A 20,764-nucleotide genomic window follows, 5' to 3' on the forward strand; every position below is an offset into this window, starting at 1 on the left:
TATTGTTTTCCCAAAGGGAACTGCCGTGTTAAACCGTTATCCTTTGTGGAAGTATGTCATGCTGATCGTCGTTATTGTCGTCGGTCTGCTCTATGCGCTTCCCAACCTGTATGGTGAGGATCCGGCTGTTCAAATCACTGGCGTGCGCGGTGCCGCCGCCAGTGAGCAAACGCTGATCCAGGTCCAGAAAACGTTACAAGAAGATAAAATCACACCTAAGTCTGTGGCTCTGGAAGAGGGTGCTATTCTCGCGCGCTTCGACTCCACTGATACCCAACTGCGTGCGCGTGAAGTATTAATGGGCGTACTGGGCGATCAGTACGTCGTGGCGCTTAACCTTGCTCCGGCAACCCCGCGCTGGCTGGCTGCCATTCATGCAGAACCGATGAAACTCGGTCTTGACCTGCGTGGCGGCGTTCACTTCCTGATGGAAGTGGATATGGATACCGCGCTGAGTAAGTTGCAGGAACAAAATATCGATAGCCTGCGCAGCGATCTGCGTGAAAAAGGCATTCCTTATACTACCGTTCGCAAAGAAGATAACTACGGTCTGAGCATCACTTTCCGTGATAGCAGCGCCCGTGATGAAGCTATCTCTTACTTGAGCAAACGTCACCAGGATCTGGTTATTTCCAGCCAGGGCAGCAATGCACTGCGCGCTGTAATGACCGATGCGCGCCTGAGTGAAGCCCGTGAGTACGCGGTACAGCAGAACATCAACATTCTGCGTAATCGTGTTAACCAACTGGGTGTTGCTGAGCCGGTGGTACAACGTCAAGGTGCTGACCGCATCGTGGTCGAACTGCCGGGTATTCAGGATACCGCGCGTGCGAAAGAAATTCTGGGCGCAACCGCGACGCTGGAGTTCCGTCTGGTAAACACCAACGTTGACCAGTCCGCTGCAGCATCGGGTCGTGTTCCGGGTGATTCGGAAGTGAAACAGTCTCGTGAAGGTCAGCCTGTTGTGCTGTACAAGCGCGTGATCCTGACCGGTGACCATATCACCGACTCCACTTCCAGCCAGGACGAATACAATCAGCCGCAGGTTAACATCTCGCTGGATAGCGCGGGTGGTAACATCATGTCCAACTTCACCAAGGATAACATCGGTAAGCCGATGGCGACCCTGTTCGTGGAGTACAAAGACAGCGGTAAGAAAGATGCTAACGGTCGTGCAGTACTGGTGAAACAGGAAGAGGTGATTAACATTGCCAATATCCAGTCTCGCCTGGGTAACAGCTTCCGTATCACCGGTATCAACAACCCGAACGAAGCGCGTCAGCTTTCTCTGCTGTTACGTGCCGGTGCGTTGATTGCGCCGATTCAGATTGTGGAAGAACGTACCATCGGCCCAACCCTGGGTATGCAGAACATTAAACAGGGTCTGGAAGCGTGTCTGGCCGGTCTGGTGGTGTCTATCCTGTTCATGATCTTCTTCTATAAGAAGTTCGGTCTGATTGCGACCAGTGCGCTGATTGCTAACCTGGTATTGATTGTCGGTATTATGTCGTTGCTGCCGGGCGCTACGCTAAGTATGCCGGGGATTGCGGGGATTGTCTTAACCCTTGCCGTCGCGGTCGATGCGAACGTACTGATCAACGAACGTATCAAAGAAGAGTTGAGTAACGGGCGTTCGGTGCAGCAGGCCATCAACGAAGGTTATGCGGGCGCATTTAGCTCCATCTTTGATGCGAACATTACGACGCTGATCAAGGTCATCATCCTGTACGCAGTTGGCACCGGGGCAATTAAAGGGTTCGCGATTACTACCGGTATTGGTGTGGCGACGTCGATGTTTACCGCGATTGTCGGTACACGTGCCATCGTAAACCTGTTGTATGGCGGCAAGCGCGTCAAAAAGCTGTCAATCTGAGGAGTGCGAAGTGGCACAGGAATATACTGTTGAACAATTAAACCACGGCCGTAAAGTCTGGGACTTTATGCGCTGGGACTACTGGGCTTTCGGCATTTCAGGTTTCCTGCTGATTGCGGCCATCGTGGTGATGGGCGTACGCGGGTTTAACTGGGGGCTCGATTTCACCGGTGGTACGGTTATTGAAATCACGCTGGAAAAACCGGCCGATATGGACGTGATGCGCGATGCACTGGAGAAAGCGGGCTTCGTTGATCCGCTTCTGCAGAACTTCGGCAGCAGCCACGACATTATGGTACGTATGCCGCCAACTGAAGGTGCAGACGGCGGTCAGGTGCTGGGCAGCAAAGTGTTGAGTGTGATTAACGAATCCACCAACCAAAACGCCGCGGTGAAGCGAATTGAATTCGTGGGTCCGAGCGTGGGGGCTGATCTGGCGCAAACCGGTGCGATGGCGCTGATGGCGGCGCTGATCTCCATCCTGGTGTACGTCGGTTTCCGCTTTGAGTGGCGACTGGCGGCGGGGGTGGTTATCGCTCTGGCGCACGACGTGATTATCACACTTGGGATCCTGTCGTTGTTCCATATCGAGATTGACCTGACTATCGTCGCATCACTGATGTCGGTAATCGGTTACTCGCTGAACGATAGTATCGTTGTATCTGACCGTATTCGTGAAAACTTCCGCAAAATTCGTCGCGGTACGCCTTACGAAATCTTTAACGTGTCACTGACTCAAACGCTGCACCGTACGTTGATTACGTCCGGTACAACGTTGATGGTTATTCTGATGCTGTTCCTGTTCGGTGGTCCGGTACTGGAAGGCTTCTCGCTGACGATGCTGATCGGTGTTTCCATCGGTACCGCATCTTCTATCTACGTGGCATCGGCGCTGGCGCTGAAGCTGGGTATGAAGCGTGAGCACATGCTGCAGCAGAAGGTCGAGAAAGAAGGGGCGGATCAACCGTCGATTCTTCCTTAACCATTAAGAGTGAAGATACTGGAATCCCGATCGTAAGGTCGGGATTTTTTTTGCCTGTGAATTAGCGACAGGCAATTATCTTTTCCTGTTGCCACACTACTGACAGTATGCTGTCAGTAGCCCTGTCTTATAGTCCTTCTGAGATTACCCACACAGGCAGGAGGAAGTATGAGCAACGTAATTAATTGGTTTGAAATCCCTGTAGCACAAATGGATCGCGCCATCGCTTTTTATGAACCAGTGATGCAGGTTTCTTTGCGTCGGGAAAATATGGACTGCGCTGAGCTGGCCGTATTTCCGCATCAGGATCCCGCTCCCGGCGGGGCGCTGGCTAAATTTGACGGTATTACTCCTTCAGCGCAGGGCGCTATTATTTATCTGCATACGGACGATTTGGCGGCAACGCTTGAACGCGTCGCCACTGCTGGCGGTCAGTGTGTGTTTGGCCCACTCGAACTGGGGCAGGACATTGGTACGATTGCGCTATTTACTGACAGCGAAGGCAATCGTGTTGGTTTACATCAACCCGCGTAATATTTTCAGCACTGAGGATTAAAATGAGCAGACGCGCCGACCGCTTGTTTCAGATTGTACAAATCCTGCGTGGCAGGCGAGTGACAACGGCGGCGCTGCTGGCAGAACGTCTTGAAGTTTCTGAACGGACGATTTATCGCGATATCCGCGATCTCTCTTTATCCGGCGTGCCCATTGAAGGCGAAGTGGGCAGTGGATACCGCTTAATGGCGGGGTTTGATTTGCCGCCGTTGATGTTAACCCAGCACGAATCAGAAGCGTTGATGGTAGCGATTCGGTTGTTGAAAACATGGGGTGGGGATTCACTCTCACAGGCGCTGGAATCAGCACAGGAAAAAGTGTTGGCGATATTGCCGCCAGAGAGTCGGCGCAGAGCCGAGCAAACGCGGATTTTCGCGCCAGATTTTGGTAATCAGCCGCATTCACGCAGTGCGTTCGATCTCATACATCGCGCGGTTTCAGCTCAGCAGGTGCTGGCGCTGCATTATCGCGATGAGTCCGGGAACCTCTCGTGGCGCGACGTTCAGCCGCTGGGATTATTTTTCTGGGGCGAGCACTGGCTGCTGGTTGGCTGGTGCGAGAAGCGTGATGATTATCGTTGTTTTCGCGTTGATCGATGTCTGAAGATCACGCCACTCGACAGGCACTTTCGCGAATCTGCGGATCGTTCGCTAAGTGACTTTTTACGTAAAGTACGCTGTGAAGACCAGCCATAAAAAAGCCAGCGGTTAAGCTGGCTTGTTTGCGATAAATTGTCTGGATTAGAAGTTGTAACCTACGACCAGGTAACCACCCCAACCGGTAGATTTCGCGCTGAAGTCGCCTTCGCCCCAGTTCAGAGTATCCCCACCTTTCCACTGACCGCCGTTATGGAAGTAACGCGCTACGACAGAGTAGTGCCAGTGATCGTAGTTCAGCGCCAGGACGTGGCTGGAAGCGATAGAGTTGCTGGTGCGGTTCGGGTCATCACCCAAATCTGAGCCCCAGTCGAAGTTGGTGAAGCCGATGTAGGTCAGCTGTCCGCCCCAAACCTGGGTGATCGGCACAAAGTATTTCACTTTGAAACGGTAGCCATCCCACTCGTTTTCGTTGGATGCGCCATAGTTCTGCCACTGGTATTTAGCATAGACGTTCAGGGACAGACCCATTGGCAGACCGGTATCGATATCGGTACCCAGACCCATATACCAGGTGCTCTGGCGGCTGGCTTTGTTATCACCCATGTCGTAGATGTAGTTGTTGGCGAAATACCATTCTTTGAACGGACCAAAGCTCAGGTCAGCGCCGGTCAGTTTGTCGATGGAGAAACGCGGTTCGATTTCCATAAACAACGGGGAACCGTCAGACCAGATACCTTTATCGTTGCCGTTACCCCAGTCGAAGGTTTTCGGAATATCGATGTAGCCATAGAAATCAAACCAGTCTTTTTTGGCAAATGCTTCGTATTCCAGATACACGTCGTTGTTCAGTTTCGGAGAGAAACGGGTGTGATAGCTACCCACCACGTTAACGCTCTGGTGCCACCAGTCGGACAGATATTGCGGTTTGTCATTTTCTGCTGCGTTGGCAGTAAAAGACGAGGAGAGCGCCAGAACTGCACCGGCTGCAAGTAATGTTTTTTTCATATGTATGCCACTGTTTGAAATCCCTTTCGGGAGTGAAAAATGCGCAATTTGCGTTTCTAAATATTTCGTAATTCTTCGGAGCCTATTATAAAAATCATTGTTCACAAAAATATGTCTTGTTTCACAGTTCTATCATTTACGTAATCGATTGCGTTCACGTTTGCGTACTTTAGGCGGCGAATTGTACTGGCTCTCATGAATGTTGCCAAGTTTTACCAGAAATATCGGTTATGTCAGGGGAGTAACAAAATGGAGCGGAGTGATGTTGCGGAACGCACAAAACGTTCCGCAAAAAAGTTTATTGGCTAACAGGCTGGATGTCGTGGATGCGAACAAATCCTAACCTCTCTGGAGTGAGGCCATTTATCTGCAACGGAATGTCTACGTCGCTGGGAGCAAGAATACTCGCCGGAGCGTTGACTAACTGGTTGTGAACGTTCACTTCCTGATAGTTGTCCGTGGTGCCCTGAATTTGCCCGTACTCGACGGTGGCGCTAAAGGCGGGTAAAGGCGTGTTGGATTCACCCTGAATCCGTAGCGTCAGGCGCGTACCATCCGCGTTCGGCGCAATGTTTACCAGCGACATGCGTAAAGTGCCAATCTGGCTCTCTAGTCGTGCCGGGGTTTTGGAACCCGGTAGCAGATAAACGCCGCTGGTTGATTTTGCATTCAACATATTTTGTTGCGTAATTTTTACTGTTTCCTGATTAAGCTGCGTCATCTCTTTATTCAATGTGCTAACGCTTTGATGCATCTGGCGTACTTCGCTTTGCTGTGCGCAGGCACTAAGACTAAAGAGACTTCCCACCAGGAGAATTCTTAGGTAACGTCTTGTCATTGTGATTACTTCCTTCATTGTCGCGATAGCATAATGGTAGTGTGGACTGAGCACGAAGGCATCGATCCTTTGTCTCAAAAGCGCAGTGCCTTTGTTGTCACGGCAGTTCAGGGTAAAATAGATTCTGTTAACCACTGAGGTACAGGACGCCGTATGCATTGCCCATTCTGTTTCGCCGTAGACACTAAGGTAATTGACTCTCGTCTTGTAGGCGAGGGCTCCTCGGTACGCCGCCGTCGGCAGTGTCTGGTCTGTAACGAACGTTTCACCACTTTTGAAGTGGCTGAACTTGTCATGCCGCGCGTTGTGAAAAGCAACGACGTGCGTGAACCCTTTAATGAAGAAAAGCTGCGTAGCGGCATGCTCAGAGCGCTTGAGAAACGGCCTGTTAGCGCGGATGACGTCGAAATGGCGTTAAACCATATCAAATCACAGCTGCGTGCGACTGGTGAGCGTGAGGTGCCGAGCAAGATGATTGGCAACCTGGTGATGGAGCAGTTGAAAAAGCTCGATAAAGTCGCCTACATCCGCTTTGCCTCTGTCTACCGGAGTTTCGAAGACATCAAAGAATTTGGCGAAGAGATTGCTCGCCTACAGGACTAAGCCATGCAGGATGAATTGTACATGGCGCGTGCGCTGAAGCTTGCTGCGTGCGGACGTTTTACCACTCACCCCAACCCCAACGTGGGCTGCGTGATTGTGAAGGATGGGGAGATCGTCGGTGAAGGATATCACCACCGTGCGGGCGAACCGCATGCCGAAGTTCATGCTCTGCGGATGGCTGGAGAAAAAGCGCAAGGGGCAACGGCCTATGTGACGCTTGAACCCTGTAGTCATCATGGTCGCACGCCGCCGTGTTGCGATGCGCTGATTGCGGCGGGTGTATCGCGTGTGGTTGCGGCGATGCAGGATCCCAATCCGCAGGTCGCAGGACGTGGGCTCTACCGTTTGCAGCAGGCGGGCATCGACGTCAGCCACGGGCTGATGATGAGCGAAGTTGAGCAACTGAATAAAGGCTTTCTCAAGCGCATGCGTACGGGATTCCCGTATCTGCAGCTTAAGCTTGGCGCGTCGCTTGATGGCCGTACGGCGATGGCCAGCGGTGAAAGCCAGTGGATTACCTCACCGCAGGCGCGCCGCGATGTGCAACGTTTGCGCGCGCAAAGCCATGCCATTTTAACCAGCAGTGCTACGGTGCTGGCAGACGACCCTCAGCTTACCGTGCGTTGGTCGGAGCTTGGGGAGTCAACTCAGGCGAGTTACCCGCAGGAAGAGCTGCGCCAACCAATCCGCATTGTTCTGGATAGCCAGAATCAGGTCACGCCGGAGCACCGTATTGTCCAACAGCCTGGAGAAACCTGGATTGTCCGGACTGAAGACGACCCCCGTAGCTGGCCGGAGACGGTTCGTAGCCTGAAGGTGCCGGAACATAATGGGCATCTGGATCTGGTGGTGCTGATGATGCAACTGGGCAAACAGCAAATTAACAGCATTTGGGTTGAAGCAGGCCCAACGCTCGCGGGAGCATTATTACAGGCCGGTTTGGTCGATGAGCTAATCGTGTATGTTGCGCCTAAACTGTTAGGCAGCGATGCGCGAGGATTATGTGTGCTTCCAGGCCTTGAGAAACTGGCTGACGCACCCCATTTTAAATTCAATGAGATACGCCAGGTGGGCCCGGACGTTTGCCTGCATTTAACGACTGCGTGAGGCTTTCTGATTTAGAGGAAGCAGCGCACAGAATATTATGATAAAATCCGCCCCCCTTACGGGGCCATAAATCGAACCCGAAGGAAGAATATGAACATTATTGAAGCTAACGTTGCTACCCCGGACGCTCGCGTCGCCATCACCATTGCGCGTTTCAACAACTTTATCAATGACAGCCTGCTGGAAGGGGCTATCGACGCCCTGAAACGTATTGGCCAGGTTAAAGATGAAAACATTACCGTTGTTTGGGTTCCAGGTGCATATGAGCTGCCGCTGGCCGCTGACGCACTGGCAAAAACCGGTAAATACGACGCGGTAATTGCGCTTGGTACGGTGATCCGTGGCGGTACCGCGCACTTCGAATATGTGGCTGGCGGTGCAAGCAATGGCCTGGCGCATGTCGCTCAGGACAGTGGCATTCCGGTAGCCTTCGGTGTTCTGACCACCGAAAGTATTGAACAAGCCATCGAACGTGCTGGCACTAAAGCCGGCAACAAAGGCGCAGAAGCTGCACTGACTGCGCTTGAAATGATTAATGTATTGAAAGCCATTAAGGCCTGATTTTTGTAAGGGGAAATCCGTGAAACCTGCTGCTCGTCGCCGCGCCCGTGAGTGTGCCGTCCAGGCGCTCTACTCCTGGCAGTTGTCCCAGAACGACATCGCTGATGTTGAATACCAGTTCCTGGCGGAACAGGACGTTAAAGATGTCGACGTTCTGTATTTCCGTGAACTGCTGTCCGGGGTGGCGACTAACAGCGCGTACCTGGATGGATTAATGAAGCCTTACCTGTCTCGTCTGTTAGAAGAGCTGGGGCAGGTAGAAAAAGCCGTACTGCGTATTGCGCTGTTTGAACTGTCTAAACGTAGTGATGTGCCGTACAAAGTGGCCATCAACGAAGCGATTGAACTGGCGAAAACCTTCGGCGCTGAAGATAGCCATAAATTCGTGAACGGCGTACTGGATAAAGCAGCACCTGTGATTCGCCCCAACAAAAAGTAATCCCGAGGCCGGCTGGATGGTGGAACCTGTTTCCGCTGTCCCCGGCTTTTTCTTTTTTTTCTGCTGAGGCATAACGTATGGCATGCGGCGAGTTTTCCCTGATTGCCCGTTATTTTGACCGCGTAAGAACGTCTCGTCTTGATGTCGAAACCGGTATTGGTGACGACTGCGCACTCTTGAATATCCCTGAAAAACAGACGCTGGCGATCAGTACCGATACGCTGGTGGCAGGCAATCACTTCCTCCCCGACATTGATCCCACCGATCTCGCCTGGAAAGCACTGGCGGTGAATTTGAGCGATCTGGCGGCGATGGGGGCCGATCCTGCGTGGTTGACGCTGGCACTCACGTTACCTGACGTTGATGAAGCCTGGCTTGAAGCCTTCAGTGATGGCCTGTTTGAACTGCTTAATTACTATGATATGCAGCTAATTGGCGGTGACACCACGCGTGGGCCACTGTCGATGACGTTGGGTATCCATGGCTACGTTCCTGTAGGACGGGCCTTAAAACGCTCTGGTGCGAAGCCGGGGGACTGGATTTATGTTACCGGTACGCCGGGAGACAGCGCGGCGGGGCTGGCGATTTTACAGAATCGGTTGCAGGTTGGAGATGCAAAAGACGCAGACTATCTGCTTAAACGCCATCTGCGTCCCACGCCGCGTATTTTGCAGGGACAAGCCCTGCGCGATCTGGCCAGTGCGGCTATCGATATCTCCGATGGCCTGATTTCCGATCTGGGGCATATCGTTAATGCCAGCGGCTGTGGCGCGCGGGTTAACGTCGATGCGCTGCCTTACTCCACGGCATTCGCCCGGCACGTTGAGCCGGAACAGGCCCTACGCTGGGCGCTCTCGGGCGGTGAAGATTATGAGTTATGCTTTACCGTACCGGAAATTAACCGTGGTGCGCTGGATGTGGCGCTGGGAAATCTCGGCGCAGCGTTTACCTGCATTGGGCAGATGAGCGCAGACGTGGAAGGCATTCACTTTACGCGCGATGGAAAATCCGTCACGTTTGACTGGAAAGGATATGACCATTTTGCCGCGCCTTAAAAAAGATGTCGCCAAAAGCCGCCTGAGTATGCGCAATCCGTGGCACCTGCTAGCCACCGGTTTTGGCAGCGGGTTGAGCCCAATTGTTCCTGGCACGATGGGATCGTTGGCGGCGATCCCTTTTTGGTATTTAATGACCTTTCTACCGTGGCAGCTGTATTCACTGGTGGTGATGTTATCTATCTGTATCGGCGTTTATCTGTGCCATCAAACGGCGAAATATATGGGTGTGCACGATCACGGTAGCATTGTCTGGGACGAGTTTGTCGGGATGTGGATTACCCTGATGGCGCTGCCGACCAATGACTGGCAGTGGGTTGCCGCCGGATTTGTGATTTTCCGTATTCTGGATATGTGGAAGCCGTGGCCGATTCGTTGGTTCGATCGCAACGTGCATGGCGGGACGGGGATCATGATCGACGATATTGTGGCCGGAATACTCTCTGCCGGAATTTTGTATTTTATCGGTCATCACTGGCCGGTAGGTATCATTTAACCCTTTTGGGGGGCTGTTGTAGGCCCGATAAGCGTCGCGCCATCGGGCAATCAGTGCCGGATGCGCTATGCTTATCCGGCCTACAATTAGCCATCGCCAATACTTATTTAAATCCCACCACCGGATGCTGTTTGTACGGCGTTTCCAGCTCGGCAATCTGCTCCGGCTTCAGCGTTAAATCCACCGCATTGAGCAACTCATCCAGCTGTTCCTCGCGCGATGTGCCGATAATCGGCGCTGCCACACCCGGTTTGCTCAGCAGCCAGGCCAGCGCAACCTGCGCCCGTGTAACACCCAACTCCTCACTGACACCGGTCAGTCGTGCGGCAATTTGCGCGTCATTTTCATCGCTCTCGTTGTACAAATTTTTACCGACTTCATCGGAAACCAGGCGTGCTGTCGTTTCTCCCCATGGGCGCGTCAGGCGTCCACGTGCCAGTGGACTCCAGGGGATCACTGCCACGCCTTCCTGATAGCACAGTGGCAGCATTTCGCGTTCTTCTTCGCGGTAGATCAGATTGTAGTGATCCTGCATGCTAACGAACTGTGCCCAACCGTGTTGCTTCTGTAAGGCCAGCGCCTGAGCAAACTGCGAAGCGTGCATGGATGAGGCGCCGATATAGCGCGCTTTACCGGCTTTCACGACGTCGTTCAGCGCTTCCAGGGTTTCTTCAATAGGTGTGTTGTAATCCCAGCGGTGAATTTGCAGGATGTCGACATAGTCCATACCCAGACGTCTGAGGCTGTCGTCGATTGAGCGCAGGATTTGTGCGCGGGATAATCCTTCTGCTAAATCATCAACCTGGTGAAAAACCTTGGTAGCGACCACGACATCTTCGCGGCGGGCGAAATCACGCAGCGCGCGACCGACAATCTCTTCGCTACTGCCAGCGGAGTAGCTGTTGGCGGTATCGAAAAAGTTAATGCCGCCCTCAAGGGCGTGTTTGATTATCGGGCGGCTGCTTTCTTCAGGTAGCGTCCAGGCGTGATTGCCGCGATTAGGCTCGCCAAACGTCATGCAGCCCAGGCAAAGGCGGGAGACCCGTAGGTCGGTTTTTCCTAAGATGTTGTATTTCATCAATCCACTCCTGCTTAGCTCGTGATGAATTAAGCATAGCAGGAGCGGGGAGGGGTTTATGCCAGCCAGGCCTTGATTTTGGCCTCAATTCCGACGGCATTCAGACCCAGATCGGCGCGAGCTTCATCCTGAGTTCCCTGCGGGATGAAGAAGTCTGGCAGGCCAATGTTCAGCACCGGGACGGGCTTACGATGGGCCATCAGCACTTCGTTTACACCGCTGCCAGCACCACCCATAATGGCGTTCTCTTCAATGGTAACCAGAACCTCGTGTTGGGCAGCCATTTCAAGGATCAACGTTTCATCCAGGGGTTTCACAAAACGCATATCGACCAGCGTGGCGTTCATCGACTCTGCGACCTGAGCGGCTTCCGGCATCAGGGTACCGAAGTTGAGAATTGCCACTTTCTCCCCGTGACGTTTCACTATACCTTTCCCGATAGGCAGTTGTTCCAGCGGGGTCAACTCTACGCCCACCGCGTTACCGCGCGGGTAGCGCACGACCGTTGGACCGTCGTTGTAGTGATAGCCGGTGAATAGCATCTGGCGGCATTCGTTTTCATCACTCGGGGTCATAATGACCATTTCCGGGATGCAGCGCAGGAAGGAAAGATCGAACGCCCCTTGATGGGTTTGTCCATCTGCGCCAACAATTCCTGCCCGGTCAACGGCGAACAGAACTGGCAGTTTCTGGATGGCGACATCATGCAGCACCTGATCGTAGGCGCGCTGCAGGAAGGTCGAGTAAATAGCCACGACCGGCTTATAGCCGCCAATCGCCAGACCGGCAGCAAACGTCACCGCGTGCTGTTCGGCGATCGCCACATCGAAGTAGCGGTCCGGAAACTTACGTGAAAATTCCACCATACCGGAGCCTTCGCGCATCGCCGGGGTGATTGCCATCAGCTTATTGTCTTTCGCCGCGGTTTCGCACAGCCAGTCACCGAAGATTTTTGAATAGCTCGGCAGGCCGCCGCTGCTTTTCGGCAGGCATCCGCTGGATGGATCGAATTTTGGTACCGCGTGGAAGGTGATTGGATCTTTTTCTGCCGGCTCGTAACCACGACCTTTTTTGGTCATGATGTGCAGGAACTGCGGGCCTTTCAGATCGCGCATGTTCTTCAGTGTGGTAATAAGCCCCAGCACGTCGTGACCGTCCACCGGACCGATATAGTTAAAGCCCAGTTCTTCAAACAGCGTACCCGGCACAACCATGCCTTTAATGTGTTCTTCGGTACGTTTGAGCAGCTCTTTAATCGGCGGCACGCCGGAGAAGACTTTTTTCCCGCCTTCGCGCAGCGAGGAGTAGAGTTTGCCAGAGAGCAGTTGCGCCAGATGATTGTTCAGCGCGCCAACGTTCTCTGAAATCGACATTTCATTGTCGTTGAGGATAACCAGCATGTCGGGCTTAATATCGCCTGCGTGGTTCATCGCTTCAAACGCCATCCCGGCGGTGATAGCGCCGTCGCCAATCACACATACGGTACGACGTTCTTTGCCTTCTTTCTCAGCGGCAACCGCAATACCGATACCTGCGCTAATGGAGGTTGAAGAGTGCCCAACGCTCAGTACGTCATACTCGCTCTCACCGCGCCACGGGAACGGATGCAAACCGCCTTTCTGACGAATGGTGCCGATTTTATCACGGCGTCCGGTCAGTATTTTGTGCGGGTAAGCCTGATGTCCTACATCCCAGATTAACTGGTCAAACGGGGTATTGTAGACATAGTGCAGCGCGACGGTGAGTTCCACCGTGCCCAGACCAGAGGCGAAGTGCCCGCTGGAACGGCTTACGCTGTCGAGCAAATAGCGGCGCAGTTCGTCGCAAAGCTTTGGCAGGCTCTCTTTTGGCAGCAGACGTAACTCCTGGGTGGAGTCGACCAGCGCCAGGGTCGGGTATTTGGCTATATCAAAACTCATCGCAAGCTCATGGGATATGTTGGTTTATTTATCACGCTGGATTATGTAGTCCGCTAGCGCTTCCAGTGCCGAGGTATCGAGTGACTGTGCGGCCAGCAAACTTAGCGACTGGCGGGCATCCTCGATTAAATCCCGGGCTTTATTCTGGGCTTGCTCAAGACCCAGAAGTGCAGGATAGGTACTTTTGCCAAGCTGCTGGTCAGCACCCTGACGTTTACCCAATGTTGCAGTATCGCCTACCACATCCAGGATGTCATCCTGAACCTGGAAGGCCAGACCGATGCTTTCTGCGTATTTGTCGAGTATTGCCAGGCATTCTCGCCCTTTATCGCCTGCGCTTAATGCTCCCAGACGTACGGCGGCGCGAATCAATGCCCCGGTTTTATGGCGGTGAATACGCTCCAGCGCATCCAGCTCAACCTGATGACCTTCAGCTTCCAGATCCAGTGCCTGACCGCCGCACATACCGGCGATACCGCTGGCCTGAGCCAGTTCAGAGATCATCGCGATGCGGTCACGGTCAGATACTTCCGGCATTGGAGCGTCGCTGATAATGGAGAATGCCAGCGTTTGCAGCGCATCTCCGGCCAGGATCGCGTTTGCCTCACCAAATTTTACGTGGCAAGTCGGCAGACCGCGGCGCAGGTCATCGTCGTCCATCGCGGGTAAATCATCGTGCATCAGCGAATAGGCGTGAATGCATTCGACGGCGGCAGCGGGAGCATCAAGCGTACTCAGGCTGACACCAAACATCTGACCGGTCGCATACACCAGGAACGGGCGCAGGCGTTTACCGCCTAATAATGCGCCATATTGCATGGTTTCGACCACGGGAGTGTTCTGAAAGGGCAGTGGCGCGATAAAACGGCTCAGTGCCTGGTTGGCCTGCTCAACGCAAGCCTGTAGCTGCTGCGTAAAATCCATTTACTCATTATCCGGTGTAAAAGGCGTAAGGGACGCGTCTTCAGTATCTGACAGCAGGATTTGTACGCGCTGTTCAGCCTGTTGCAATTTGACCTGTCCTTGACGCGCCAACTGTACGCCGCGTTCGAATTCGTTTAACGCTTCTTCTAACGGCAGGTCGCCGCCTTCCAGACGGGTAACAATTTGTTCCAGCTCGCTCAGCGCGGTTTCAAAACTGGCGGGCGCTTCATTTTTCTTCGGCATAATGAATGTCTGACTCTCTGTATTGGCAGCACAAGACTATGGTAACGGACTCGCACTGATAAGCAAATAACGCGCAATGTGCACAGTAGCCGCGTGATGGTGATATACTTGCGCGCCTGGATGCAGTCGCGGGTATGGGCTGCTGTATTTTTTTCCATTACAAGTCATTCAGACTTGCCTAAGAACCATTGCCGCCATGAAGTTTATCATTAAATTGTTCCCAGAAATCACCATCAAAAGCCAATCTGTGCGTTTGCGCTTTATAAAAATTCTGACAGGGAACATTCGTAACGTTTTAAAGCACTATGATGAAGACCTTGCCGTTGTCCGTCACTGGGATCACGTTGAGGTTCGCGCTAAAGATGAAAGCCAGCGCCTGGACATTCGCGACGCGCTGACCCGTATTCCGGGGATCCACCACATTCTCGAAGTAGAAGACGTGCCGTTTACCGATATGCACGATATTTTCGAGAAAGCACTGGTGCAGTATCGCGATCAACTGGAAGGTAAAACCTTCTGCGTACGCGTTAAGCGTCGTGGTAAGCATGAGTTTAGCTCCATTGAGGTGGAACGTTATGTTGGCGGTGGACTGAACCAGCATATTGAATCCGCGCGCGTGAAGCTGACGAAGCCGGACGTGACGGTTAATCTTGAAATCGAAAACGACCGTCTGTTGCTGGTTAAAGGCCGCTATGAAGGTATTGGCGGTTTCCCAATTGGTACGCAGGAAGACGTACTGTCGCTGATCTCCGGTGGTTTCGACTCCGGCGTGTCCAGCTACATGCTGATGCGTCGCGGCTGCCGCGTGCACTACTGCTTCTTCAACCTTGGCGGGGCAGCGCATGAAATCGGTGTTCGCCAGGTGGCGCATTACCTGTGGAATCGCTTCGGTAGTTCGCATCGCGTGCGTTTTGTTGCTATCAACTTTGAACCGGTGGTCGGTGAGATCCTGGAGAAAGTTGATGACGGCCAGATGGGCGTGGTTCTCAAGCGTATGATGGTTCGCGCGGCGTCGAAAGTCGCTGAGCGCTACGGCGTACAGGCGCTGGTAACCGGTGAAGCACTGGGCCAGGTGTCCAGTCAGACGCTGACCAACCTGCGTTTGATCGATAACGTATCAGACACCCTGATCCTGCGCCCACTTATCTCCCATGATAAAGAGCACATCATCAATCTGGCGCGTGAAATTGGCACCGAGGATTTTGCTCGTACCATGCCGGAATACTGCGGTGTAATTTCAAAAAGCCCGACGGTGAAAGCGATCAAATCGAAGATTGAGGCCGAAGAAGAAAACTTCGATTTCTCTATCCTCGATAAAGTGGTTGAAGAAGCGAATAATATTGATATTCGCGATATCGCCCAGCAGACGCAGCAAACCGTGGTAGAAGTGGAAACCGTGAGCGGTTTCGGCCCGAACGATGTGATCCTGGATATCCGTTCTGTGGATGAACAGGATGATAAACCGCTGAAGGTTGACGGCGTGGACGTCGTTTCTCTGCCGTTCTACAAGCTGAGCACCAAATTCGGCGATCTGGACCAGAGCAAAACCTGGCTGCTGTGGTGTGAACGCGGGGTGATGAGCCGCCTGCAGGCGCTTTATCTGCGCGAGCAGGGCTTTGAGAACGTGAAGGTGTATCGCCCGTAATTGAGTAAACACCGTGTTGTAGGCCGGATAAGGCGGTTACGCCGCCATCCGGCAATGCAACGATATTATTCAAAACGCACAGGAAGCGTCTTCCCGTTCGACTCCCAGACGCCTTGATAGACACCGTCTTTTAACTCCAGCGTTATCTTCTCTTGCGCTTGTTCAGCAGCAGATGTCTTCAGTTCATAATGTTGATTGTCGGCTGTATCGCATTTGCCGGTTAATTCAATCGGTGCGCCAAATTTCTGGTAAAAGTAAGCCCCTTCAAAAAAATCACCGTATTTGCAGTCCACCTTCAACACAATACGCATGCTTTTTCCCAGCGTGCCGTACATGACTTTGCCGTCAATGCCGGGCGCTGGCGAAACCGGTGTTGTACTCTTTGCGCCAGTCAGATACTGGCCGTATGGCGTGAGCTGATTATGCAGTTCTGCGGTTGGGATTTTCGTGGTGAAATCACCCAACTCGTCGAGTGCGCGGCTGGCGTGGTTGCTACAGCGTCCGTTCAGGAAGGCCAGATGGTCTTTTTGCAGGGAGAATTTGTCGATGTAGTACAAACCGTCGGTGTAGGTTGCGCACGATGCGTAGAATTCGGCGTAGTTAAAAACTTCACCTTTCTCTTCTTTTATTTGTTCTGGTGTTTGCGATTTATGCGCATCAACAAATGTGTCGATTTGGCCACGGATATCTTTTCTGATGCGAGTATTTAATTCGGCCATCGTAGAACGGGAAAAGAGGTCGTTGAGGGTAATTGCCGCGCCGTTGGCTAAATCGAAGCTGAGCGGTACATTGTACGATTCGCAATACGCTCCGCAGCCTTCGACAAACATATTCATGGTCAGGATTTTTTCGTCGCGAAATTCAACCGTGTAGTTAAGGTTTGCGGTGGGATTCATGGCTGATTTCGCAAACTGGTTTACTGTGGCCTGCGGAGTATTACCCGGTAGCTGATTGATAAAGGTTGCGAAAATATAATCGTTAATACGTTTCGCAACCTTGGGGTTATCCGTCGAGGAAAACCATGGCACGCGATATTGCATTTCAGTGCTTCCGGGATAGCGATACTCAATACTCTTTATGTCGAGTTGCGTCGCTGTGGCATAACCGGAAAGGAGCAATAAAGCCACTCCACTCAGATATCCTTTCATTATGATTCCTTATAAGGGAGTGGCCTGAAGATTTACTCGTAGTAGTTATAAATTCCCGCTGCCATCACCAGTTGTGATGCAACTTCGTAAGCCTTTTCACGACTGACCAGAAGATCAATGATTTTCAAACCGAAATCGATTGAGGTTCCCGGTCCCTGGCTGGTTAACAGGTTGACGCGCGGATCCCATACGACGCGCTTGTCCTGCCATTGATCAGCGGGGATTTGGTCTTTCAGCGCCGGGTAGCCGGTCATGTTGCCGATGGGAAAAATGTCGTGTGGGACGAGGACGGTGGCAGCCGCGGCACAGATTGCCGCGACAATGCGTCCGGAGCGATGAAACTGCTTCACGGTTTCGACCAGCAGAGGGCTGTCGCGAAAACACTCGGCGCCTTTAATACCGCCCGGCAGTACGATAATGTCGAAATCGCCGTCAGCAACTTCGACTAATGGCGCATCCGCCAGCAGTTTCACACCGCGCGAGCACACGATCGTCAGGTTGCCATCGCTGGCGACGCTGGCGGTTGTGACCTTAATTCCGCCGCGAACCAGTAGATCGATAGTAGTAACCGCTTCGGTTTCTTCACTACCAGGGGCGAGACATACCAGTGCTTGAGCGCTCATACTCACTTTCCTTTCTTTTAACCATTTCAAACAGGCGGGCATTTTCCGGAACGGCGATGCCGTGCGCGCGTGCACGTTTTAACAAATAACCGGTAATGTAGTCGATCTCGGTATGACGCATGGCGCGAATGTCCTGCAGCATAGATGAGATATTTTCCGCCGTACTGTCAATCACTTGCTCGACATAATAGCGTAAATCATCCGCTGATGTGTGGTGGCCTTCGCGTTCGATCACCGCTGCCACTTCCTCACAGATGAGCGCTATTTTTTCAGGATGATGGCGTAGCTCACCGTTTGGGCAATCCCATAATGCGGTCAGCGGGTTAATGACGCAGTTGACGGCCAGCTTGCGCCACAGCTCGGCGCGAATGGTGTTGTGCCAGGCGACGTCCGGCAGCACCTCTTGCAGGGTTTCAGCCAGATAGCTGAAATCGCCGTCTTGCTCACGCGCCGGCCCAATACGCGTTGTTCCCTGAGCGACATGAATGATGACGTTCCCGTCACGGCGTGCTGCGTGGGTGGTGGTACCCATCAGCAAGGGTTGCTTAATGTTATGTAACTCTTCAATCGTTCCCATGCCGTTGTGAATAAGCAGAATGGGCGTGGTTTCAGGCAGAATTGCAGACAGGCCTTTTACCGCATCAGAAACTTGCCAGGCCTTCAGGGTGACAAGCAGCAGGTCGCTTTTTGCCAAAAAGTCGGGGTCGTTTGCCGTCAGGGATTCATTAAAAACTGAGCTATCCGTGTCGATCAGGTTTACGCTGCAGTAGGGTTGCGGTACGCGCAGCCACCCTTGCACCTCATGTCCATGTTTGCACAGCGCTGTAAGCCATAGCTGTCCTAACGCTCCACATCCCAGTACGGTAATTTTCATTCTTCCTCCTCACCTGCAACAGCACCAGGTGTTAATCCATATCGACCGCACCCTATTATTGTTCGCAGATGTCGCTACCACGTACAATGAAAGGATACAGCCTAGTATAGCGCTGTCTGTTGAGTAACTTTGCAGGTATTATGCTTCGCATCAAAAATGAAGGGAGAGGAAAAGATGCCATCTTTCGATATTGTCTCTGAAGTTGATCTTCAGGAAGCCCGTAACGCGGTGGATAACGCCAGCCGTGAAGTCGAGTCACGCTTTGATTTTCGTGGCGTTGAAGCCACTTTTGAGCTGAATGAGTCAAATAAGACGATTAAGGTGCTGAGCGAGTCTGATTTTCAGGTTAATCAGCTGCTGGATATTTTGCGTGCCAAGCTGCTGAAACGCGGTATTGAAGGCACCTCGCTGGACGTACCAGAAACTTTCGTGCACAGCGGTAAAACCTGGTTTGTTGAAGCTAAGCTGAAGCAGGGCATTGAAAGCGCAGTGCAAAAGAAAATCGTTAAGCTGATCAAAGACAGCAAGCTGAAGGTGCAGGCGCAGATTCAGGGTGAAGAAATTCGTGTGACCGGTAAGGCGCGTGACGATCTGCAATCCGTCATGGCGCTGGTTCGCGGTGGCGATCTCGGCCAGCCGTTCCAGTTTAAAAACTTCCGTGATTAAGTCGTAATGCCTGATCCGGCCTACAGGTCGCACACGCTATTTGTAGGCCGGACGAGACGTTAGTTACCATCCGGTAATCATCACGTCTGGCTGATGGTCTGCTCAACCTCAAATCGATTGGTGACTTTGCTGTCGATTTTCACGTAGGCCGAATGCTCTTTCGCCACAATTAACACTTCGCTTATTCCTTCTTTTGCCAGCAGGCGCTGCTTTAACGTGTCATCTGCGGCAATTTCTGGTGGAATTTCCACACGCAGGCTGCTGACGTACGGTGGCTCTTTCATTGTGTTTGCCACAATCAACCAAACTGCCGCCAGCAGCGCACCGGCCAGAAATACGGCCTGACCATCAAACATTTCAACCACCCAACCGCCGAGCGAACCGCCAATCGCCACGCCAAGAAACTGGCTGGTGGAGTAAACACCCATTGCCGTGCCTTTGTAACCCGCAGGCGATTCTTTGCTGATAAGCGAGGGGAGGAGGGCTTCCATCAGGTTGAAGGCGAGGAAGAAAATCTGCACGCCCGCAATCAGACCCCAGAAACGAATGTTAGCGCTCCACAATACAATCTCTGCAATAAGGATTAGTAACACGCAGGCGAGGAACACGCGTTTCATCTTGCGCTTCACTTCGGCGTAAATGATGAACGGCACCACGGAAACAAAGGATAGCAGCATCGTCACCAGATAAATTTTCCAGTGTTCTGCGGCGGGGAAACCGGCTTTCGCCAGTTGTCCTGGTAACGCGACGAAAGTGGACATCAGCAAAATGTGCAGGCACATAATGCCGAAATTGAGCTTCAGCAGTTTGGGCTCCGCCAGCACTTTGCTGAAGCTATCTTTTACCATGCCCGATTCACGGTTTAGTACGTGGCTGGTGCTATTGGGAACGACCCAAATGGTCAGCACGATACCCGTGGTAGCAAGGGCGGCAATCATCCAGAACAGCGCGTGGAGCCCCAGCGCATGGGTAACGATTGGCCCCAGCACCATCGCAATGGCAAAGGTGATACCAAAGCTGACGCCGATAAACGCCATCGCTTTGGTGCGGTTTTGCTCGCGGGTTAAGTCGGAAAGCAGCGCCATCACGGCCGCGGCAATTGCTCCGGAACCTTGCAATGCGCGACCAAGAATAATGCCCCAGATTGAATCGGAGAGGGCAGCAATCACGCTGCCGAGAACGAATACCGCCAGTCCGCCGACAATAAGCGGCTTACGACCAATGCGGTCAGAGAGCAGACCAAAGGGGATCTGGAAGACGGCTTGCGCCAGGCCGTAAATGCCGATGGCAAGGCCAATCAACGCTTCGCTGGCGCCCTGTAGCGCCATACCGTACGTGGTCAGAACCGGTAGAACCATAAACATGCCAAGCATGCGCAACGAGAATACGGTCCCTAAACCCCAGGTGGCGCGCAACTCACCGGGCGTCATTTTGTAATCGTTCATTCCCACCTCTGTATTAATTTCGCGCCTAGTGTAAAGCGCTAAGCAGGCTGGGTAAATATGCGCTTTATTAACAAATGTTGGGGTTG

General features: G+C 52.7%; 22 protein-coding genes. 12 read left to right on the plus strand and 10 right to left on the minus strand.

What is annotated here, in order from left to right:
- The first annotated feature begins 25 nt into the window (after positions 1 to 25).
- From secD to C2U41_RS02795, 4 genes are all read left to right on the plus strand, one after another.
- A complete protein-coding gene (gene secD / locus C2U41_RS02780; protein ID WP_003021547.1) occupies positions 26 to 1,873 on the plus strand; it encodes a protein translocase subunit SecD in 1,848 nt (615 codons plus the stop codon).
- A gap of 10 nt (positions 1,874 to 1,883) precedes the next feature.
- Entirely contained in the window at positions 1,884 to 2,855 is a 972-nt protein-coding gene (gene secF, locus C2U41_RS02785) for a protein translocase subunit SecF (RefSeq protein WP_003021550.1), read from the plus strand.
- Positions 2,856 to 3,023: 168 nt separating this feature from the next.
- On the plus strand, positions 3,024 to 3,389 hold the full coding sequence (locus tag C2U41_RS02790; protein ID WP_003021554.1) for a VOC family protein: 366 nt from the start codon (positions 3,024 to 3,026) through the stop codon (positions 3,387 to 3,389).
- Positions 3,390 to 3,412: 23 nt separating this feature from the next.
- On the plus strand, positions 3,413 to 4,105 hold the full coding sequence (locus C2U41_RS02795) for a helix-turn-helix transcriptional regulator (protein WP_003021558.1): 693 nt from the start codon (positions 3,413 to 3,415) through the stop codon (positions 4,103 to 4,105).
- Between the two features lie 45 nt (positions 4,106 to 4,150).
- Here the strand turns inward: C2U41_RS02795 and C2U41_RS02800 are convergent, their stop codons facing one another.
- Both C2U41_RS02800 and C2U41_RS02805 read right to left on the minus strand, forming a co-directional pair.
- A complete protein-coding gene (locus C2U41_RS02800) occupies positions 4,151 to 5,014 on the minus strand; it encodes a nucleoside-specific channel-forming protein Tsx (protein ID WP_003021561.1) in 864 nt (287 codons plus the stop codon).
- A gap of 298 nt (positions 5,015 to 5,312) precedes the next feature.
- Positions 5,313 to 5,852, minus strand: a complete 540-nt coding sequence (locus C2U41_RS02805; protein ID WP_071667392.1) for a DUF3251 domain-containing protein — start codon at positions 5,850 to 5,852, stop codon at positions 5,313 to 5,315.
- 153 nt (positions 5,853 to 6,005) lie between these two features.
- Between C2U41_RS02805 and nrdR the strand changes: the two genes are divergently transcribed.
- From nrdR to pgpA, 6 genes are all read left to right on the plus strand, one after another.
- Positions 6,006 to 6,455 (plus strand): transcriptional regulator NrdR, encoded by a 450-nt coding sequence (gene nrdR, locus C2U41_RS02810; protein ID WP_003021571.1) that lies wholly within the window; start codon positions 6,006 to 6,008, stop codon positions 6,453 to 6,455.
- Positions 6,456 to 6,458: 3 nt separating this feature from the next.
- Positions 6,459 to 7,562, plus strand: a complete 1,104-nt coding sequence (gene ribD / locus C2U41_RS02815) for a bifunctional diaminohydroxyphosphoribosylaminopyrimidine deaminase/5-amino-6-(5-phosphoribosylamino)uracil reductase RibD (RefSeq protein WP_103848448.1) — start codon at positions 6,459 to 6,461, stop codon at positions 7,560 to 7,562.
- 90 nt (positions 7,563 to 7,652) lie between these two features.
- Complete coding sequence (ribH, locus tag C2U41_RS02820; RefSeq protein ID WP_003021575.1) at positions 7,653 to 8,123, plus strand: 6,7-dimethyl-8-ribityllumazine synthase; 471 nt, start codon at positions 7,653 to 7,655, stop codon at positions 8,121 to 8,123.
- Positions 8,124 to 8,142: 19 nt separating this feature from the next.
- The gene (gene nusB / locus C2U41_RS02825) at positions 8,143 to 8,562 is read left to right on the plus strand and encodes a transcription antitermination factor NusB (protein ID WP_000801129.1); all 420 of its coding nucleotides are present in this window, start codon (positions 8,143 to 8,145) and stop codon (positions 8,560 to 8,562) included.
- A gap of 77 nt (positions 8,563 to 8,639) precedes the next feature.
- A complete protein-coding gene (gene thiL, locus C2U41_RS02830; protein ID WP_003835968.1) occupies positions 8,640 to 9,617 on the plus strand; it encodes a thiamine-phosphate kinase in 978 nt (325 codons plus the stop codon).
- Complete coding sequence (gene pgpA / locus C2U41_RS02835; RefSeq protein ID WP_103848449.1) at positions 9,595 to 10,113, plus strand: phosphatidylglycerophosphatase A; 519 nt, start codon at positions 9,595 to 9,597, stop codon at positions 10,111 to 10,113. The genes thiL and pgpA overlap by 23 nt, the downstream gene beginning before the upstream one ends.
- Before the next feature lie 103 nt (positions 10,114 to 10,216).
- Here pgpA and yajO read toward each other — a convergent pair whose 3' ends face one another.
- The 4 genes from yajO to xseB are packed head-to-tail and all read right to left on the minus strand — an operon-like array spanning position 10,217 to position 14,277.
- The gene (gene yajO / locus C2U41_RS02840; RefSeq protein WP_003847594.1) at positions 10,217 to 11,191 is read right to left on the minus strand and encodes a 1-deoxyxylulose-5-phosphate synthase YajO; all 975 of its coding nucleotides are present in this window, start codon (positions 11,189 to 11,191) and stop codon (positions 10,217 to 10,219) included.
- A 56-nt stretch (positions 11,192 to 11,247) separates the two neighbouring features.
- Positions 11,248 to 13,110: a 1-deoxy-D-xylulose-5-phosphate synthase gene (gene dxs, locus C2U41_RS02845; RefSeq protein ID WP_032936978.1), complete on the minus strand. Its 1,863-nt coding sequence runs from the start codon at positions 13,108 to 13,110 to the stop codon at positions 11,248 to 11,250.
- Between the two features lie 24 nt (positions 13,111 to 13,134).
- A complete protein-coding gene (ispA, locus tag C2U41_RS02850; RefSeq protein WP_003021584.1) occupies positions 13,135 to 14,034 on the minus strand; it encodes a (2E,6E)-farnesyl diphosphate synthase in 900 nt (299 codons plus the stop codon).
- Positions 14,035 to 14,277 (minus strand): exodeoxyribonuclease VII small subunit, encoded by a 243-nt coding sequence (gene xseB, locus C2U41_RS02855; protein WP_103848450.1) that lies wholly within the window; start codon positions 14,275 to 14,277, stop codon positions 14,035 to 14,037.
- A gap of 196 nt (positions 14,278 to 14,473) precedes the next feature.
- On the opposite strand from xseB, the gene thiI reads away from it, so the two are divergent.
- Entirely contained in the window at positions 14,474 to 15,922 is a 1,449-nt protein-coding gene (gene thiI, locus C2U41_RS02860; protein ID WP_003835961.1) for a tRNA uracil 4-sulfurtransferase ThiI, read from the plus strand.
- A 65-nt stretch (positions 15,923 to 15,987) separates the two neighbouring features.
- Here the strand turns inward: thiI and C2U41_RS02865 are convergent, their stop codons facing one another.
- From C2U41_RS02865 to panE, 3 genes are read right to left on the minus strand one after another with little or no spacing between them, the layout of a single operon-like run.
- Positions 15,988 to 17,070: a hypothetical protein gene (locus tag C2U41_RS02865; RefSeq protein WP_103848451.1), complete on the minus strand. Its 1,083-nt coding sequence runs from the start codon at positions 17,068 to 17,070 to the stop codon at positions 15,988 to 15,990.
- Positions 17,071 to 17,102: 32 nt separating this feature from the next.
- A complete protein-coding gene (gene yajL / locus C2U41_RS02870; RefSeq protein ID WP_003835959.1) occupies positions 17,103 to 17,693 on the minus strand; it encodes a protein deglycase YajL in 591 nt (196 codons plus the stop codon).
- Positions 17,656 to 18,567 (minus strand): 2-dehydropantoate 2-reductase, encoded by a 912-nt coding sequence (gene panE / locus C2U41_RS02875; RefSeq protein WP_103848452.1) that lies wholly within the window; start codon positions 18,565 to 18,567, stop codon positions 17,656 to 17,658. The genes yajL and panE overlap by 38 nt, the downstream gene beginning before the upstream one ends.
- A gap of 174 nt (positions 18,568 to 18,741) precedes the next feature.
- Here panE and C2U41_RS02880 point away from each other — a divergent pair, with 174 nt between their 5' ends.
- Complete coding sequence (locus tag C2U41_RS02880) at positions 18,742 to 19,233, plus strand: YajQ family cyclic di-GMP-binding protein (protein WP_003831002.1); 492 nt, start codon at positions 18,742 to 18,744, stop codon at positions 19,231 to 19,233.
- Positions 19,234 to 19,313: 80 nt separating this feature from the next.
- On the opposite strand, the gene C2U41_RS02885 is transcribed toward C2U41_RS02880, so the two are convergent.
- Positions 19,314 to 20,678, minus strand: coding sequence for an MFS transporter (locus tag C2U41_RS02885; protein ID WP_032936976.1), 1,365 nt, complete (start codon positions 20,676 to 20,678; stop codon positions 19,314 to 19,316).
- Between the last annotated feature and the right edge of the window lie 86 nt (positions 20,679 to 20,764).

This window comes from Citrobacter freundii complex sp. CFNIH4 (genome assembly GCF_002934505.1).
Classification (GTDB): Bacteria; Pseudomonadota; Gammaproteobacteria; order Enterobacterales; family Enterobacteriaceae; genus Citrobacter; species Citrobacter freundii.